Origin of the sequence: Jiangella muralis, assembly GCF_001270745.1 — a bacterium.
In the GTDB taxonomy this organism is placed as follows: Bacteria; Actinomycetota; Actinomycetes; order Jiangellales; family Jiangellaceae; genus Jiangella; species Jiangella muralis.
In genome coordinates this window covers 42497-59456 of sequence record NZ_LFXL01000026.1, presented here as the reverse complement: position 1 = coordinate 59456, position 16960 = coordinate 42497, and the positions used below count along the sequence as shown (strand labels likewise).

General features: G+C 72.1%; 14 protein-coding genes. 9 read left to right on the top strand and 5 right to left on the bottom strand.

Translation table 11 applies throughout. The annotated features are described in order from the left end of the window. Positions 1-29 precede the first annotated feature (29 nt). The 3 genes from ACW62_RS21625 (at position 30) to disA (ending at position 3439) form a co-directional block, all read left to right on the top strand. Positions 30-734 (top strand): class I SAM-dependent methyltransferase, encoded by a 705-nt coding sequence (locus ACW62_RS21625; protein ID WP_053206201.1) that lies wholly within the window; start codon positions 30-32, stop codon positions 732-734. Positions 735-795: 61 nt separating this feature from the next. Next, the gene (radA, locus tag ACW62_RS21620; RefSeq protein ID WP_053206200.1) at positions 796-2187 is read left to right on the top strand and encodes a DNA repair protein RadA; all 1392 of its coding nucleotides are present in this window, start codon (positions 796-798) and stop codon (positions 2185-2187) included. A 157-nt stretch (positions 2188-2344) separates the two neighbouring features. Next, positions 2345-3439: a DNA integrity scanning diadenylate cyclase DisA gene (disA, locus tag ACW62_RS21615; protein WP_157574903.1), complete on the top strand. Its 1095-nt coding sequence runs from the start codon at positions 2345-2347 to the stop codon at positions 3437-3439. Positions 3440-3757: 318 nt separating this feature from the next. Here the strand turns inward: disA and ACW62_RS34260 are convergent, their stop codons facing one another. Both ACW62_RS34260 and ACW62_RS21610 read right to left on the bottom strand, forming a co-directional pair. Beyond that, positions 3758-3919 carry a hypothetical protein gene (locus tag ACW62_RS34260; protein WP_157574902.1) on the bottom strand — a complete coding sequence of 54 codons (162 nt, stop codon included), beginning with the start codon at positions 3917-3919 and terminating at the stop codon, positions 3758-3760. Between the two features lie 119 nt (positions 3920-4038). Beyond that, the gene (locus tag ACW62_RS21610; protein WP_157574901.1) at positions 4039-5265 is read right to left on the bottom strand and encodes a hypothetical protein; all 1227 of its coding nucleotides are present in this window, start codon (positions 5263-5265) and stop codon (positions 4039-4041) included. 284 nt (positions 5266-5549) lie between these two features. On the opposite strand from ACW62_RS21610, the gene ACW62_RS21605 reads away from it, so the two are divergent. The 4 genes from ACW62_RS21605 (at position 5550) to ACW62_RS21590 (ending at position 11460) form a co-directional block, all read left to right on the top strand. Further along, the gene (locus tag ACW62_RS21605) at positions 5550-6419 is read left to right on the top strand and encodes an HhH-GPD family protein (RefSeq protein WP_083460023.1); all 870 of its coding nucleotides are present in this window, start codon (positions 5550-5552) and stop codon (positions 6417-6419) included. A 174-nt stretch (positions 6420-6593) separates the two neighbouring features. Beyond that, on the top strand, positions 6594-8405 hold the full coding sequence (locus tag ACW62_RS36260; RefSeq protein WP_205629512.1) for a glycoside hydrolase family 3 protein: 1812 nt from the start codon (positions 6594-6596) through the stop codon (positions 8403-8405). Positions 8406-8434: 29 nt separating this feature from the next. After that, positions 8435-9727, top strand: coding sequence for an exo-beta-N-acetylmuramidase NamZ family protein (locus ACW62_RS21595; RefSeq protein WP_053206197.1), 1293 nt, complete (start codon positions 8435-8437; stop codon positions 9725-9727). Then, the gene (locus ACW62_RS21590; RefSeq protein WP_053206196.1) at positions 9724-11460 is read left to right on the top strand and encodes a serine hydrolase domain-containing protein; all 1737 of its coding nucleotides are present in this window, start codon (positions 9724-9726) and stop codon (positions 11458-11460) included. Before ACW62_RS21595 ends, ACW62_RS21590 begins: the two co-directional genes overlap by 4 nt. Here ACW62_RS21590 and ACW62_RS21585 read toward each other — a convergent pair. Then, positions 11444-12184: an HAD-IIA family hydrolase gene (locus ACW62_RS21585; RefSeq protein ID WP_053206346.1), complete on the bottom strand. Its 741-nt coding sequence runs from the start codon at positions 12182-12184 to the stop codon at positions 11444-11446. The two genes, ACW62_RS21590 and ACW62_RS21585, sit on opposite strands and share 17 nt — an antisense overlap. A gap of 143 nt (positions 12185-12327) precedes the next feature. Here ACW62_RS21585 and ACW62_RS21580 point away from each other — a divergent pair, with 143 nt between their 5' ends. Beyond that, positions 12328-12699, top strand: a complete 372-nt coding sequence (locus ACW62_RS21580) for a hypothetical protein (RefSeq protein WP_053206195.1) — start codon at positions 12328-12330, stop codon at positions 12697-12699. Between the two features lie 84 nt (positions 12700-12783). On the opposite strand, the gene ACW62_RS21575 is transcribed toward ACW62_RS21580, so the two are convergent. Continuing rightward, positions 12784-15327, bottom strand: coding sequence for an ATP-dependent Clp protease ATP-binding subunit (locus ACW62_RS21575; RefSeq protein WP_053206194.1), 2544 nt, complete (start codon positions 15325-15327; stop codon positions 12784-12786). 236 nt (positions 15328-15563) lie between these two features. On the opposite strand from ACW62_RS21575, the gene ACW62_RS21570 reads away from it, so the two are divergent. Further along, positions 15564-16601 carry a serine hydrolase gene (locus ACW62_RS21570; RefSeq protein WP_053206193.1) on the top strand — a complete coding sequence of 346 codons (1038 nt, stop codon included), beginning with the start codon at positions 15564-15566 and terminating at the stop codon, positions 16599-16601. Here ACW62_RS21570 and ACW62_RS21565 read toward each other — a convergent pair. Continuing rightward, positions 16586-16927 (bottom strand): DUF2516 family protein, encoded by a 342-nt coding sequence (locus tag ACW62_RS21565; protein WP_053206192.1) that lies wholly within the window; start codon positions 16925-16927, stop codon positions 16586-16588. The two genes, ACW62_RS21570 and ACW62_RS21565, sit on opposite strands and share 16 nt — an antisense overlap. Between the last annotated feature and the right edge of the window lie 33 nt (positions 16928-16960).

The window sequence follows — 16960 nt, the reverse complement described above, 5'->3', positions numbered from 1 at the left end:
TCGGCCTGAGCGTCTGCAATGATTGTTCTGTGCGCCGCGACGTGATCCCGAGTCCGAACATCTGGCACTTTCCCGACGTCTACGAGATCGAGAACCGCGGGGTCGATCCCGGCGGCGTCCTCGAGGCCGCCATGCTGCGGCTGCACGACTGGGCCGGGCTCGAGCTGCTCGACGTCGGCTGCGGCGCCGGCTACCACCTCCCGCGGTTCGCCGCGTCCGCCCGCCGCGTCGTCGGCGTCGAGCCGCACCCGCCGCTGGTGCGCCTGGCGCAGCAGCGGGTCGCGGCGCTGCCGGCCGCGGTCCGCTCCCGTGTCACCGTCCGGCGCGGCACGGCCCAGCAGCTGCCGCTCCCGAGCGCGTCCGTCGACGTCGTGCACGCCCGCTGGGCCTACTTCTTCGGCCCGGGCTGCGAACCGGGACTGGCCGAGCTGGCCCGGGTCGTGCGACGGGGCGGCACCGCGTTCGTCATCGACAACGACGCGACGCGCTCGACCTTCGGCCGCTGGTTCCGCACCGCGCTGCCGAAGTACGACGCCCCGGCGGTGGAGCGGTTCTGGGCCCGGCAGGGCTGGCACCGCGAGCCGCTGACGATGCGCTGGGAGCTGCCCGACCGCGCGGCGTTCGAGGCCGTCGTCCGGATCGAGTTCGACCCGGAGAACGCCGACGCGATCCTCGCCGAGCACGACGGCGCCTCCGTCGACTACGCCGTCAACCTGTTCTGGCGCCGCTTCTGAGCGCGGACCCGAGCGCGCGAGCGGACCCGCGTTGTCGGTGCCGGCGTCTACGGTTCATGGCATGGCGAAGGCGAAGACGACGGCCCCGGCGTTCCGGTGCTCCGAGTGCGGCTGGACCACGGCCAAGTGGGTCGGGCGGTGCGGCGAGTGCCAGGCGTGGGGCACGGTCGAGCAGGCGGGCGTGGCGAAGGCCGGGGTCACGGCGGCCGGGCCGGTCACCGAGGCGGCCCAGCCCATCGGCTCCGTCGCGATCGAGGCGGCCCGGTCCCGGCCCACCGGCGTCGGCGAGTTCGACCGCGCGCTGGGCGGCGGGCTGGTGCAGGGCGCCGTCATCCTGCTGGCCGGCGAGCCGGGCGTCGGCAAGTCGACCCTCCTACTCGACGTCACCGCGCGGTGGGCGCACGAGGCCGGCCGGGCGCTCTACGTCACCGGCGAGGAGTCCGCGGCGCAGGTCCGGCTGCGGGCCGAGCGCATCGGCGCCGTCGCCGACCACCTGTACCTCGCCGCCGAGACCGACCTCTCCGCCGTCCTCGGCCACATCGACGAGGTCCGGCCGTCGCTGCTCGTCCTCGACTCCGTGCAGACGGTGTCCAGCCCGGCCGTCGACGGCGCGGCGGGCGGCGTCACGCAGGTGCGCGAGGTGGCCGCGTCGCTCATCCGGGTGGCCAAGGACCGCGGCCTCGCCACCATCCTCGTCGGCCATGTCACCAAGGACGGCAGCATCGCCGGGCCGCGCGTGCTCGAGCACCTGGTCGACGTCGTGCTGCAGTTCGAGGGCGACCGCCACTCCCGGCTGCGGCTGGTCCGCACGGTGAAGAACCGGTTCGGCCCGGCCGACGAGGTCGGCTGCTTCGACCTCACCGACACCGGCATCACGTCGCTTGCCGACCCCACCGGGCTGTTCCTGTCCCGGCACGCCACGCCGGTGCCCGGCACCTGCATCACGGTGACGCTCGAGGGCCGGCGCCCGCTGCTCGGCGAGGTGCAGGCGCTGGTCGCCACGTCGGCGCTGGCCTCGCCGCGACGGGCGAACAGCGGGCTCGACTCCTCCCGGGTGGCCATGGTGCTGGCCGTGCTGGAACGCCGCGGCCAGGTGAAGCTCAGCAACAGCGACGTCTACACGTCCACCGTCGGCGGCGCGAAGCTGTCCGAGCCGTCCACCGACCTCGCGCTGTTGCTCGCCGTCGCCAGCGCCGCCACCGGCACGCCGCTGCCGGCCGGGCTCACCGCGCTCGGCGAGGTCGGGCTGGCCGGCGAGATCCGCCGCGTGTCCGGCCTGAGCCGGCGGCTGGCCGAGGCCGAGCGCATGGGATTCACCACAGCGCTCGTGCCTGCCGACCCCGGCCCGGTGCCCGGCGGCATCCGCGTCGTCGAGGTCACCGACGTCGGCCAGGCGCTTGCGGCGACCGGCCGCAATGCCGGATTGGCTGCGGATTCGCCCCAGCGCACCTGAATCGTTGCGTGGTATTGACGTGAACGTCGCCGCACCCCGGCACATCACGCCCTAGACTGTTCTATCCAGCGTCGTCTGCCGCGCCCTCACCTGGCTGGCGCCGCGCAACCGTACACTGTTCATCACGAGAAGCCGTCTGGGTCACGACAGGGGTCACGTGCAAGGCATCGATCGAGCCGGCGCCGACGCGAAACTGCGCCTGGCTCTGGCAGCAGTGGCGCCCGGCACCTCGCTGCGCGAGGGCCTCGAGCGCATCCTGCGCGGCCGCACCGGCGCCCTGGTCGTGCTCGGCTACGACAAGACCATCGAGGCCATGTCCACCGGCGGCTTCAGCCTCGACGTCGAGTTCAGCGCCACCAGGCTGCGCGAGCTGGCCAAGATGGACGGCGCCATCGTCGTCGACCGCGACTGCACGAAGATCCTCAAGTGCGCCACCCAGCTGGTGCCCGACCCGTCCATCCCGACGACGGAGTCCGGCACCCGGCACCGCACCGCGGAGCGGGTGGCCAAGCAGACCGGCTTCCCGGTCATCTCGGTCAGCCAGTCCATGCGCATCGTCGCCATCTACGTCGACGACATCCGTTACGTGCTCGAGGACGCCGGGCAGATCCTGTCGCGCGCCAACCAGGCGCTGGCCACGCTCGAGCGGTACAAGCTGCGCCTCGACGAAGTGTCGGGCACGCTGTCGGCGCTGGAGATCGAGGATCTCGTCACCGTCCGCGACGTCGTCTCGGTGGCGCAGCGGCTGGAGATGGTGCGGCGCATCTCGGTCGAGATCGACGGCTACGTCGTCGAGCTGGGCACCGACGGCCGGCTGCTCAGCCTGCAGCTCGACGAACTGGTCGCCGGCGTCGACTCCGACCGCGAGCTGGTGATACGCGACTACCTGCCGGCGCCGTCCGGACGCCGCAAGCGCAGCCTCGGCGAGGCCATCAGCGCGCTCGACACCCTGTCCGGCACCGACCTGCTCGACCTCGGCGCGGTGGCGCGGGCGCTCGGCTTCCCCGGCGGCGGCGAGCAACTCGACGCGGCGGTGAGCCCGCGCGGGTTCCGGCTGCTGGCGCGCGTGCCGCGGCTGCCCGACAGCGTCATCGACCGCCTGGTCGACCACTTCGGCGGCCTGCAGAAGCTCCTCGCCGCCAGCGTCGACGACCTCCAGGCCGTCGAGGGCGTCGGCGAGTCCCGCGCCCGTAGCGTCCGTGAGGGACTCTCCCGGCTGGCCGAGTCCAGCATCCTCGAACGCTACGTCTGACGTTCGGCGCCGCACGTCAGCGGCGGCCGTCCCGGCGCCGGTCGAACGACGCTGTCAGTGCCCGCCCGTAGGGTGGGAAGCCCTCCCAGCCGGGCGGGGACCGTACTCCGGACGCAACTTGCCGCCCGGCGCGTCAGCGGGCGAAGGCGGCGATCACCTCGGCGCACCGGTCCAGGTCGGCGCCGAAGCCGGGCGAGCACCTCCGGCCGCGCCCGGGACCAGTGCGGCCAGTGCGGCCACCGTCCGGCGCTGGTGGAACGGGTTCGGTGGGTCCACCGGCAGCAGGCCGAGCGGCGCCGTCAGCCCGCCAGCTCCACGTCAGTCACGCCGCGCAGGGTCCGCGCGGACCAGCCGGTCGGACGTGAGCACGTCGATGCCACGGCGTTCCAGCCCGGTGACGACGCCGGGACGGCGCCAGAACGCGTCGGCGTCCATGCCCGGTTCCCAGAGCCCGCCATGGACCAGCAGCAGCGTCGGCATCGTCGAATTCTGCCGCAGACGGACTCGTGGGCCCGGCCGCCCTCTCGCGAAGGGACCGGACCCACGAGGTTCTTCTCATTCTCCAGTTACGGCGGCGGGTGGAGCCGCCGTCACGGGTCTCACAGCGAGCGCGCGGCCTCCGCGGCAGCGTCGCCGGTGATGCCGCCCTGCGGCACCTCGACGCTCAGCTCGGGGAAGCTCAGCAGGCCGACCTCGGCGCTGGCCACCTCGACGTCGCCGACGACCGGCACCGGGACGCTGACCGTCACGCGCACCGACAGGCCGCCGCCCGACGCGGACGCGACCGTGCCGTCCTCGGCGAGGACGGTGTCGGAGTCGCGGTAGTCGGCGAAGTTCAGGTTCACCGACAGGCCGCCCAGGTCGAACGTCTCGTCGAAGCCCGGCTCGACGTGGACGACGTCGTTGTCGCCGACGTGCAGCTCGAGGGCCGGCAGCTCGTAGTCGAACGCCGCGCCGCCCGGCTCACCGGTCGCCTCCAGCCGGCCCCACGCGTTCGGCGTCTCGCCGTCGTCGGCGCCCGCGAAGCCGAGCGAGATGCCGCCGTTGGCCGCCCCGCCCAGCACGCTCAGGTCGGCGAACCGGCCACTGACCTCGGCGTACGCGCCCAGGGAGCCGTCGTCCTTCGGGAAGGTGCCGGTCTCCTGCAGCAGCTGGCCGGCGCCGACCGTGACGACCGGGCTGCCGGCCGGCAGCTCGATCGGCAGCAGGTCCGTCACCGCGCCCAGGTCCGCGATGTCGATCAGGTCGACCTCGCCGACGCCGGAGTACAGCGACGTCAGCACGCCGCCCGCGCCACCCTCGGTGACGAGGTCGTCGTTCCAGTTGGCCTTGACCTCGCCGGAGATCGCGTCGAGGTTGCCGAGGATCGGCACCTCGAGCTCGTGCAGGCCGTAGCTGGCCGACTCGGCCTCCTCCGGCAGCGCGACCTGCTCGACCAGGTACGGGACGTCGAACTCGGCGCCCGCGCCGCCGATGCTGGCGATGGTGCCGAACGCCCGGGAGAAGACGCCTTCGTCCTCGCCCTCGACACCGGCCGAGTTGGCCTCGGACTCGATCTGCCCGACGGTCACGTGCGCGTCGAGCTCCGGCACCTGCACCGGGAGCGGCGCCTTCGCGCCGGTCTGCACCTGAGCGGTGGCGTAGTAGCCGTCCGCCGCGATCCTGAACTCGCCGGAGCGCTGGTCCGGCTCTGGGCCCTGGCCGGACTCGGCGGCCTGTGCCTGCAGTCCGGCGGCCGAGCAGGCCAGCGCAACGCCGGCCACACCCGCAGCCACCTTGACCGCACCACGGCGCACACGCCGCCGGTCAGTCGCTTCCAGAGTCATGCTATTGCTCCTTCTCCACTACCCAATTCCGGCCTCGATGAGGACAAAGTCCGGATTTATCCGTGCGCGATGAATGATCACGCGTCAGAGACGCTAACTACGAGACGGATCATGAGTCAACGAACACGACGAAACGTCGTCGAAGGATGTTTTCGATTGTCCTTTTCGTCCTTTGCGACCCGGCGTCTAGGGTGTGTCTCCCGGGTCTCGGCCGTAGCGAGCGCCGCCTGGGCGTCGCGCTGTAGGCCACGGACCCCGGGAGACCCACCCTAGACTCGGATCCGATGCACGCCGCCGTCCTCTCCTGGTACTCCGCGCACGCCCGCGAGCTTCCGTGGCGCGCGGCGGACCGGACGCCGTGGGGCGTGCTCGTGAGCGAGATCATGCTCCAGCAGACGCCGGTCGTCCGGGTCGAGCCGGTGTGGCACGCATGGATGCGACGGTGGCCTCGCCCGGCCGACCTCGCCGCCGAGGAGCCGGGCGAGGCGATCCGGGCGTGGGGACGGCTCGGCTACCCGCGGCGGGCGCTGCGGCTGCACGCCGCGGCGGCGGCGATCGTCGACCGGCACGGCGGCGCGGTGCCGGCTCGCTATGACGAGCTCATCGCCCTGCCCGGCATCGGCGACTACACGGCCGCCGCCGTCGCGTCGTTCGCGTTCGGCGCCCGGCACGCCGTCCTCGACACCAATGTCCGACGGGTGCTCGCGCGCGCCGTCGCCGGCACCCAGTACCCGTCGGCGGCGCCCACGGCGGCCGAGCGGCGCATGGCGCTGGACCTCGTCCCGGACGCCGCGACGGCGCCGCGCTGGGCCGTCGCCGTCATGGAGCTGGGGGCGCTGGTCTGCACGGCGCGGTCGCCGTGCTGCTCGTCCTGCCCCCTTGCCGCATCCTGCGCCTGGCGCCTCGCCGGCTCCCCTCCGGACGACGGGCCCGCACGCCGCGGCCAGCCCTGGCACGGCACCGACCGTCAGGTCCGCGGCCGGCTGATGGCGGTCCTGCGCGACTCGGCCGTCCCGGTGCCCAAGCACCGCCTGGACGCGGTGTGGACCGAGCCGGTGCAGCGGGAACGCGCACTGGACACCCTGGTCGCCGACGGCCTGGTCGAGCCCCTGGACGGCGATCTCTTCCGCCTCCCGGCCGCGCGGCTCCCATGATCATCAACGATCCGACCACCTGTAGGGGGTTGGATCGTTGATGATCATGGCGAAATCGACGTCCCGGCGTGACCACTCTTGACCGGCGGTAATCATTTCGCTACGTTCCGCCACAAGCTGGCTCGCTGAAAACGGCAACCGCCCGCCCCTCGCTGGGAGGCCCGCATGCCCCGGATGCACCGTCGAAGCCTGTTACGTGTCGCCGCGGCCACGACCGCCGCCGCGTTGCTCGTCCCGCCGAGTCTGGCCGCTCCGGCGACCGCGACCGCGGACGACGAGCGAGAGGAGTGGGTCGCCGCCCAGCTGGACGGCATGACGCTGGAAGAGAAGGTCGGCCAGTTGTTCGTCGTCCAGGTGTACGGGGCCGACGCGCACACCGTCACCGCGGCGCAGCAGGCCAGCAACCAGGCCGCCTACGGCGTCGACACGCCCGCGGACGTGGTGGAGAAGTATCACCTCGGCGGCGTCATCTACTTCGCGTGGGCGGGCAACGTGAACAGCCCGCGGCAGATCGCGCAGCTCTCGAACGACCTCCAGCAGACGGCCACGGGCGACGGCGGGCCGCCGCTGATCGTCAGCACCGACCAGGAGACCGGCATCGTCGCCCGCATGCCGGCCCCGGCGACGCAGTTCCCCGGCGCTCAGGCGCTCGCCGCCGCCCAGAGCACGAACGCCGCCCGCGAGGCGGCCAAGATCACCGCCCGCGAACTGCGCGCCGTCGGCATCAACCAGAATTTCGCGCCGGTCGCCGACGTCAACGTGAACGCCGAGAACCCGGTCATCGGCGTGCGCAGCTTCAGCTCCGACCCGGCGATGGCCTCGGCCTACGTCGCCGCTCAGGTGGCCGGCTACCAGAGCGGCGAGGGCGTCGCGGCGGCCGCCAAGCACTTCCCGGGCCACGGCGACACCAGCACGGACAGCCACTACGGCGTCCCGGAGATCGACCACACGCGCGCGGAGTGGGAGGCCATCGACGCGCCACCGTTCCAGGCGGCGGTCGACGCGGGGATCGACGTGATCATGACGGCGCACATCGTCGTCGACAGCCTGGACCCGACGGGGGTGCCGGCGACGCTGTCCGAGCCGATCATCACCGGGCTGCTGCGCGGCGAGCTCGGCTACGACGGCGTCGTCGTCACGGACGCGCTGAACATGGAGGGCGTGCGCCAGGGCTTCGGCCCGGACCGCGTCCCGGTGCTCGCCCTCCGGGCCGGCGTCGACCAGTTGCTGGTGCCGAAGGACGGCGACATGGACGTCATGTACCAGGCGGTGCTGCGGGCGGTCCGCGACGGCGAGATCAGCGAGGACCGGCTGGACGAGAGCGTCGAGCGGATCCTGGAGCTGAAGTGGAAGCGCGGCATCACCGGCGACGAGCAGGTCGACGTCGACCGCGTCGACCGGACCGTCGGCGTCCGCGCGCACCAGGCCGCCGCCCAGCGGATCACCGACCCGACCGTCACCGCGCTGCGCAACACCGGCGCCGACGGCGCGGCCATCCTGCCGGTCAGCGCCACCAGCAGGGTCAACGTCGTCACGACGAACACGGCGGCCGGCAACGACCTCGCGGCCGCCCTGACGGCCCAAGGCGCGACGACGGCGACCCAGGCGGTCGGCACCCGGCCCAGCGACGCCGCGATCGCCGCCGCCGTCCAGGCCGCGCCCGCCCACGACCTCACCGTCGTGCTCACGTCGAACGCCTGGGACATCCTGACGACGGACCCGCAGGGCCGGCAGCGCCGCCTGGTCGCCGAGCTGGCCGCCACCGGGCACCCGGTCGTCGCGGTCGCCGTGCGCAACGCCTACGACGTCGCGTACCTGCCCGAGTCCGCCGGGTTCCTCGCCGCCTACTCGTCGACGACGGTGTCGATGCGCAGCGTCGCGAAGGTGCTGACCGGCGCCATCTCCCCCGCGGGACGGCTGCCCGTCGTCGTCCCGGCTGCCGACGGCAGCGTGCTCTACCCGATCGGCCACGGCCTCACCTGGTGACCCCCGCCCGCACACACCGAGGAGCCCCCATGGACCGCCGTACGTTCATCGCATCGGCCGGCGCCGCAGGTGCCGCAGGTGCCGCCGTCGTCGCCGCCCCGTCAGCCGCGTTCGCGGCCGGCAGCACCGACAGCGCCCGGGCGGTGCTGACGGGCGCGCAGCGGCTGGCCGACGACGGCTGGACGGCGCTGTCCGGCCACCGCGTCGGCGTCATCTCGAACCCGACCGGGATCCTGCCGGACGCCTCGCACATCGTCGACAGCATGGTCGCCTCCGGCGCCGTCAACATCGCCGGGGTGTTCGGCCCGGAGCACGGCTTCCGCGGCTCGGCGCAGGCCGGCGAGGCGGAGGAGACGACGATCGACCCGCGCACCGGCGTGACGGTGTACGACGCGTACGGCGCGCAGGAGGCCGGCTTCATGCGGATGTTCGCCGAGGCGGACGTCGAGGTCGTCGTCTTCGACATCCAGGACGTCGGCGCCCGGTTCTACACCTACATCTGGACGATGTGGTCGGCGATGCGCGCGGCCGCCCGCATGGGACTGAAGTTCGTCGTGCTGGACCGCCCGAACCCGGTCGGCGGCTCGGCCCGCGGGCCGATGCTGTTCCCCGGGTTCGAGTCGGGCATCGGGCAGCGCTACATCGTCCAGCAGCACGGCATGACGGTCGGCGAGCTGGCCCGGTTCTTCAACACCGAGTTCCTGCCCGACGACGCCGGCGGCTCCGTCGAGGACCTCGAGGTCGTGACGATGCGCCGCTGGCGGCCGGACTCCCACTACGCCGACACCGGGCTGCCGTGGGTGCTGCCCAGCCCGAACATGCCGACCCCCGAGACCGCGCAGGTCTACGTGGGCACCTGCGTCTTCGAGGGGACGACGGCGTCGGAGGGCCGCGGCACCACGCGGCCGTTCGAGCTGATCGGCGCACCGTACGGCACTTATCACTGGGCGGACGATCTCAATGCGGCCGGGCTGCCCGGCGTCGACTTCCGCGAGGCCTACTTCGTGCCGTGGATCAGCAAGAACGTCGGAGTGGTCAACGGCGGCGTCCAGCTGCACGTCACCGACCCGGCCGCGTTCGACCCGGTCCGCACCGGCGTCGCGATGCTGGTCGCGGCGAAGGGCCGGTACCCCGACGCGTTCGCGTGGCGCGGCGGCGGCACCAGCGACGGCTTCATCCACAAGTTGCACGGGTCGGAGCGGCTGCGGGTGATGGTCGACGCGGGGGCGTCGACGGACGATATCGTCGCCTCGTGGCAGGACGAGCTGGCCGAGTTCGACCGGCGCCGCCAGCCCTACCTGCTCTACCGGGGCCGGCGATGACGGCGCGCCGCGTCGTCCTCGTCACCGCGCTCGCGACGGCCCTGCTCGGCGCCGGCGTCCCCGCGGGAGCCGGCGGCGACGACGGCCGGTTCGACCGCCCGCACGACGACTTCATGTCGCCGCGGACGACGCTGCGCGCGGCGTCGCCGTCCGACGTCGGCCTCGACGAGGACCGCGTCGACGCGCTGGTCGAGGCAGCCGCGTCGTACACCCAGACACCGCCGGGCACCGCGCATCCGCTGTACTCCGGCATGACGGTGCTGGCCGCGCACGACGGCCGCATCGTGGCCGAGGACGCCGCCGGCTGGGCGCTGCGGTTCACCGACAACGCCGGCGGCGAGCTGCCGCAGGACGAGTGGGTCGCGGCCGGCGCCGACACCATCTACGACCTCGCCTCGGTGTCGAAGCTGTTCACGACGATCGTCGTGCTGCAGCAGGTGGAGGCCGGCCGGGTCGACCTCGACGCGCCGGTCGCCCGGTACCTGCCCGCGTTCGCCGCCAACGGCAAGGAGGCCATCACCGTCCGGCAGCTGCTGACGCACACCAGCGGGCTGGTCGCGTGGCTGCCGCTGTGGCGGGACTGGCCGACGCCGGAGGCGCGCATCGCCGCGGTCCTGAACACCACCCCGGCGAACCCGCCCGGCACGACGTACCTCTACTCCGACCTCAACATGATCACCGCCGGGCTGATCGCCGAGGCAGTCGCCGGTGCGCCGCTGGACCAGCTGGTCGCCGACGGCGTCACGGGGCCGCTCGGCATGACCGACACCGGCTACAACCCACCCACGTCCGAACTGGACCGCATCGCGGCGACGGAGTTCCAGGCGGCGCCGCCGCGCGGCATGGTCCGCGGCGAGGTGCACGACGAGAACGCCTGGTCGCTGAACGGCGTCGCGGGGCACGCCGGCGTGTTCGGGACGGCGCAGGATCTGGCTCGGCTGGCGCAGGCGATCCTCAACGGGGGTGCCTACGGCGGCGAGCGGATCCTGCGGCCGGACACCGTCGAGGCGATGCTCACCGACGAGAACGCCGCCTTCCCCGGCAACGCGCACGGCCTCGGCTTCGAGCTGGACCAGCGCTGGTACATGGACGCGCTGGCGTCGCCGTCGTCGGCCGGGCACACCGGCTTCACCGGAACGAGCATGGTTGTCGATCCGCAGTCGCGCTCGTTCGTGATCCTGCTGACCAACCGCGTGCACCCGTCGCGCAGCTGGGGCAGCGTCAACCCGGCCCGGCGGGCGGTCGCGCACGAACTGGCCTACGCGCTGGCCGTCGAGCCGCGGGCCGGCGACGACGCCTGGCGGGCGCACGAGGGCGACGCGACGACGTCGACGCTCAGCCTGCCGGTCGAGTTGTCCGGCAGCTCGACGCTGCTGTTCGATCTGTTCGTCGACACCGAGTCGACCGACCGGCTCACGCTGGAGCGCTCCACCGACGACGGCGCCACCTGGACGCCGGTGCCGTTCGCCGCCCGGGCCGGGCGCGACAGCATCGACGCGGCCGACGGCGTCGTCAGCGGCTACCAGGGCCGGCAGTGGTGGACGGTGCGGGCGGGCCTGCCCGGCGACGGCGCCACGATCCTGCGCTGGCGCTACGTCACCGACGCGCTCTACCAGGGCCGCGGCGTCTACGTCGACGACGTCAAGGTGCGCACCCGCGGCAAGCCGGTGTTCGACGGCGAGCGGCACCCGGACCGGTTCGTCGCCGACGGCTGGGTCAGATCAGGTCGATGAGGTCGGCCACCGAGTTGACCACGTGGTTCGGCTGGAACGGGAACCGGCCGATGTCGGCGCGGGCGGTGGAGCCGGTCAGCACCAGGTAGGTGCGCAGCCCGGCCTCCATGCCCGCGACGACGTCGGTGTCCATGCGGTCGCCGACCATCGCCGTCATCTCGGAGTGCGCCTCGATGGCGTTCATCGCGCTGCGGAACATCATCGGGTTCGGCTTGCCCACGTAGTACGGGTCGCGGCCGGTGGCCCGGGTGATCATCGCGGCGACGGCGCCGGTGGCCGGCAGCGGGCCGTCCTGCGACGGGCCGGTGGAGTCGGGGTTGGTGGCGATGAACCGGGCGCCCTCGCCGATCAGCCGGATCGCCCGGGTGATCGCCTCGAACGAGTACGTGCGGGTCTCGCCGAGCACCACGTAGTCGGGCTTGATGTCGGTGAGGACGTAGCCGATCTCGTGCAGCGCCGTGGTCAGCCCGGCCTCGCCGATGACGTACGCCGTGCCGCCCGGGTGCTGGTCGTCGAGGAACTGCGCCGTGGCCAGCGCGGACGTCCAGATGGACTGCTCGGGGAGGTCGAGGCCGCTACGCGCCAGCCGGGCGGCGAGGTCGCGCGGCGTGTAGATGGAGTTGTTGGTGAGCACCAGAAAGCGGCGCTCACGGTCGACGAGACGGCGCAGGAAGTCCGCCGCGCCCGGGATGGCGCGGTCCTCGTGCACGAGGACGCCGTCCATGTCGGTCAGCCAGCACTCGATCTCACGGTCGGTCACGCGCACCACTCTAGGACGTGGTGCGTCCGTTCCCCCTGTGTCGGACGGATCGGGTAGGGTCGCCGGGGTTTGACCATTCACGCACCCCCTTGCATAGGAGTTCCACGATGTCTCGATCCACCCGGTCCGCTTCGCTGCTCGGCGCCGCGGCCGCCCTCGTCCTCGGCCTCACCGCGTGTGGCAGCGACAGCGGCGGCGGGGAGTACTGCGACCTGCTGAACGCGGCCGAGGACGACTCGTCGCTGGCCGACGCCGACCCCACCGACCCGGAGGCGATGGAGGAGTTCTCCAACCGCATCCAGGAGATCGTCGACGCCGCGCCCGACGACATCAAGGGCGACTGGGAGACGTTCGCGACCTCGCTGGAGGCCGCCGCCGACCCCGAGTCGGTCGACGAGGACGCCATGACCGAGACCATGACGGCGCTGGAGAACATCACCCAGAACGTCCAGGACGAGTGCGACATCGACATGAGCTGAGCCTGACGGCTCGCTGTCTGATGGCTCGCTGAACGCGAAACGGCCCCGGAGCGGATGCTCCGGGGCCGTTGTCGTGGGACGTCGTTACGACGTCTTCTCGCGCTTCGTCGCCGCGGCCGTGCCGCTGGCGGCGCCCGCACCGACCGGCGTCGCGACGTCGGCCAGCTCGGACTTCGGGCTGCCGACGAACGTGAACGTCGCGCCGTTGCCCTCGCCCTCGACGTCGATCAGGACGAGCTCGCCCGCCTTGAGTTCGCCGAAGAGGATCTTCTCGGACAGCGTGTCCTCGATCTCGCGCTGGATGGTCCGGCGCAGCGGCCGGGCCCCCATGACGGGGTCGAATCCGTGCTTGGCCAGCAGATCCTTCGCCGGCTGCGTGAGCTCGAGGCCCATGTCCTTGTCGCGCAGCCGCTCGTCCAGCTCGGCGATGCGAAGGTCGACGATGCGCAGCACCTCGTCCTGCGTCAGCTGGTGGAACACGACGATGTCGTCGACACGGTTCAGGAACTCGGGCCGGAAGTGCTGCTTGAGCTCCTCGGTGACCTTCGCCTTCATCCGGTCGTAGCTGCCACCGACGTCGTCCGCGGCCGAGAAACCGAGGTTGACGCCCTTGGCGATGTCCTTGGTGCCCAGGTTCGTGGTCATGATGATGACGGTGTTCTTGAAGTCCACGACCCGGCCCTGCGCGTCGGTGAGCCGGCCGTCCTCGAGCACCTGCAACAGCGAGTTGAAGATGTCGGGGTGGGCCTTCTCGACCTCGTCGAAGAGCACGACGGAGAACGGACGCCGGCGCACCTTCTCGGTCAGCTGGCCGCCCTCTTCGTACCCGACATAGCCGGGCGGGGAGCCGAACAGCCGCGAGACGGTGTGCTTCTCGGAGAACTCGCTCATGTCGAGCTGGATCAGTGCCGCCTCGTCGCCGAAGAGGAACTCCGCCAGCGTCTTGGACAGCTCGGTCTTTCCGACACCGGACGGGCCGGCGAAGATGAACGAGCCACCGGGACGCTTCGGGTCCTTCAGGCCGGCCCGGGTACGGCGGATCGACTTGGACAGCGCCGAGATGGCGTCCTCCTGGCCGATGATCCGCTTGTGCAGCTCGTCCTCCATGTGGAGCAGGCGCGAGGTCTCTTCCTCGGTGAGCTTGAACACCGGGATGCCGGTGGAGAACGCCAGCACCTCCGCGATCAGCTCGTCGTCGACCTCGGCGACGACGTCGAGGTCACCGGCCTTCCACTGCTTCTCGCGCTCGATCTTCTGCGCGATGAGCTGCTTCTCCTTGTCGCGCAGCGACGCGGCCTTCTCGAAGTCCTGCGAGTCGATCGCGGACTCCTTCTCGCGCCGCACGTCGGCGATGCGCTCGTCGAACTCGCGCAGGTCCGGCGGCGCCGTCATGCGACGGATGCGCAGCCGGGCGCCGGCCTCGTCGATGAGGTCGATCGCCTTGTCCGGGAGGTACCGGTCGGAGATGTAGCGGTCGGCCAACTGCGCCGCCGCGACCAGCGCGCCGTCGGTGATGGACACCCGGTGGTGCGCCTCGTAACGGTCGCGCAGGCCCTTGAGGATCTCGATGGTGTGGGCGAGGGTCGGCTCCTGCACCTGGATGGGCTGGAACCGGCGCTCGAGAGCGGCGTCCTTCTCGACATACTTGCGGTACTCGTCGAGCGTGGTGGCGCCGATGGTCTGCAGCTCGCCCCGGGCCAGCATGGGCTTCAGGATCGACGCGGCGTCGATGGCGCCCTCGGCGGCGCCCGCACCGACGAGGGTGTGGATCTCGTCGATGAACAGGATGATGTCGCCGCGGGTGCGGATCTCCTTCAGGACCTTCTTCAGCCGCTCCTCGAAGTCACCGCGGTAGCGAGAGCCCGCCACCAGGGCGCCGAGGTCGAGCGTGTAGACGTGCCGGTCCTTCAGCGTCTCGGGCACCTCGCCCTTGACGATGGCCTGCGACAGCCCCTCGACGACGGCGGTCTTGCCGACGCCGGGCTCGCCGATGAGCACGGGGTTGTTCTTGGTGCGGCGGGACAGCACCTGCATGACCCGCTCGATCTCTTTCTCGCGGCCGATGACCGGGTCGAGCTTGCCCTCGCGGGCGGCCTGGGTCAGATTGCGGCCGAACTGGTCGAGAACGAGCGAGCTGGACGGCGCCTCGCCCTGCGGGCCGGCGCCGGCGGTGGCCGCCGCCTTGCCGCCCTGGTAGCCCGACAGCAGCTGGATGACCTGCTGGCGGACGCGGTTGAGGTCGGCGCCGAGCTTCACCAGCACCTGGGCGGCGACGCCCTCGCCCTCACGGATGAGGCCGAGCAGGATGTGCTCGGTGCCGATGTAGTTGTGGCCGAGCTGCAGCGCCTCGCGCAGGCTCAGTTCCAGCACCTTCTTGGCCCGCGGCGTGAACGGGATGTGCCCGCTCGGCGCCTGCTGACCCTGGCCGATGATCTCTTCGACCTGTTGGCGCACGGCCTCGAGCGAGATGCCGAGACTCTCGAGCGCCTTCGCCGCCACACCCTCGCCCTCGTGGATGAGACCCAGGAGGATGTGCTCGGTGCCGATGTAGTTGTGGTTGAGCATCCGGGCCTCTTCTTGGGCCAGGACGACAACACGCCTCGCGCGGTCGGTAAACCTCTCGAACATCAGTGGCGCTCCTTGCCGAGCGGTCGGCTGTAGAGACGGGGACTCCACATCTGACCATTCGATGCTATATCCGCCGGCCGCCTCTCCCCCCGCGGTGGTCCTGGAACGAGACGGCGGCGACGGATCCTTCGTACTTACTGTGCCTGCAAGAACACCACGCCGGGTACCCGATGTTCCACTCGATGAGCCTGTTGACCCCGGAGTTCGCTGCGGGCGAAGTTCCGTAGAGTGGCCGGATGCGCCGCACCGCCGTCCTTCTCGCGGCGGTGGCGGCCCTGGCGACGGGCTGTGCAGCGGGCGACGCGGCGGTGCTCACGCCGTCGCCGACGCCGTCGTCGGAGCGGACACCGGCCGGGTCGTGGGACGAGCTGAGCGGCCGGCTGACGGCCCTCGACGCCGACGTCGGCATGGTGGCGGCCCGCATCGACGACTCCGGGCGCTGCGAGCCCGTGGCGGAACTCGACCCCGCCACGCCGCGGCCGATGGCGTCCATCTTCAAGCTGTACGTGCTGGGCGCCGTCGCGGCCGCCGTCGACGCCGGCTCGCTGTCCTGGACCGACCAGCTCACCGTCAGCGGCGGGCTGCGCAGCCTGCCGTCCGGCGAGCTGCAGGATGCGCCGGACGGCACTCGCGTGACGGTCGAGCGGGCGGCCGCCGCGATGATCGCAGTCAGCGACAACACCGGCGCCGACCTGCTGATGGACCGCGTCGGCCGGGCCGCCGTCGAGGACGCGATGACGGCGATGGGGCACGCGCGGCCGCAGCTGAACCGTCCGTTCCTCACCACGCGCGAGTTCTTCACCGTCGGCTGGGGGCCGCTGGACCTGCGCGACGACTGGGCCGCCGCCGGGGCGGTGGCGCGCACCCGGATGCTGGCGGCGCTGCCCGGCGGGCCGCTGCGGGTGTCCGGGCGGGACATCACCGGCCCGGCCTGGGACTCCGGCGTCGACTGGTTCGGCTCCGCCCTGGACGTGTGCGCGGCGCAGGCGGCCCTGCACGCCCGGGCGGACTCGGACGAGACGCTGCGGGCCGTCCTCGGGCAGAACCGCGGAGTGACGATCGACGAGGGCGCCTGGCCCTACGTCAGCTTCAAGGGCGGCAGCGCACCCGGCGTGGTGACCGCGTCCTGGTACGGCGAGCGCGCCGACGGCGAACGGTACGTGTTCGTCATGCAGGCCGCGGCGCCGTCCCCGGACGCGCTGGCCGGGCACGACGCGTTCTTCGCACTGGGCGCGGACGCGTTCGCGCTGCTCACCGCCTACCAGGGACCGTAGGGCCCGTCGTGGGTGTTGCCGTTGCGGCGGCCGCCGCCGTACTGCCGCACCGCCGGCCGCACGTCGACCAGGTACACGGCCGCGCCGACCACGCCGAGCAGGTTCACGAAGAACAGCGGCGACGGGAACAGCGCGATCTCGATGAGCGTGGCGACGCCCAGGATCGACAGCCAGATGGTCTTGCTCCACTTGCCGGCGGCGGGGAACGCCTGCTGCGGCACCCGGATCGCGTCGACGAAGGCGTATCCCTTCAGCCCCAGAGCGCCGATGCCCAAGAGGATCAGGATCCAGGACTGGAAATCACCAAAGGTGTTGAGATCGCCCACGGTGACACTCTACGTGATCTACCGGCGCGCCCC

Coding starts and splice junctions, on each gene's coding strand:
- radA (WP_053206200.1), top strand. CDS start 796: ATGGCGAAGGCGAAGACGACGGCCCCGGCGTTCCGGTGCTCCGAGTGC.
- ACW62_RS34260 (WP_157574902.1), bottom strand. CDS start 3,919: ATGCCGACGCTGCTGCTGGTCCATGGCGGGCTCTGGGAACCGGGCATG.
- ACW62_RS21610 (WP_157574901.1), bottom strand. CDS start 5,265: ATGACTCTGGAAGCGACTGACCGGCGGCGTGTGCGCCGTGGTGCGGTC.
- ACW62_RS21605 (WP_083460023.1), top strand. CDS start 5,550: ATGCACGCCGCCGTCCTCTCCTGGTACTCCGCGCACGCCCGCGAGCTT.
- ACW62_RS36260 (WP_205629512.1), top strand. CDS start 6,594: ATGCACCGTCGAAGCCTGTTACGTGTCGCCGCGGCCACGACCGCCGCC.
- ACW62_RS21595 (WP_053206197.1), top strand. CDS start 8,435: ATGGACCGCCGTACGTTCATCGCATCGGCCGGCGCCGCAGGTGCCGCA.
- ACW62_RS21590 (WP_053206196.1), top strand. CDS start 9,724: ATGACGGCGCGCCGCGTCGTCCTCGTCACCGCGCTCGCGACGGCCCTG.
- ACW62_RS21585 (WP_053206346.1), bottom strand. CDS start 12,184: ATGGACGGCGTCCTCGTGCACGAGGACCGCGCCATCCCGGGCGCGGCG.
- ACW62_RS21580 (WP_053206195.1), top strand. CDS start 12,328: ATGTCTCGATCCACCCGGTCCGCTTCGCTGCTCGGCGCCGCGGCCGCC.
- ACW62_RS21575 (WP_053206194.1), bottom strand. CDS start 15,327: ATGTTCGAGAGGTTTACCGACCGCGCGAGGCGTGTTGTCGTCCTGGCC.
- ACW62_RS21570 (WP_053206193.1), top strand. CDS start 15,564: ATGCGCCGCACCGCCGTCCTTCTCGCGGCGGTGGCGGCCCTGGCGACG.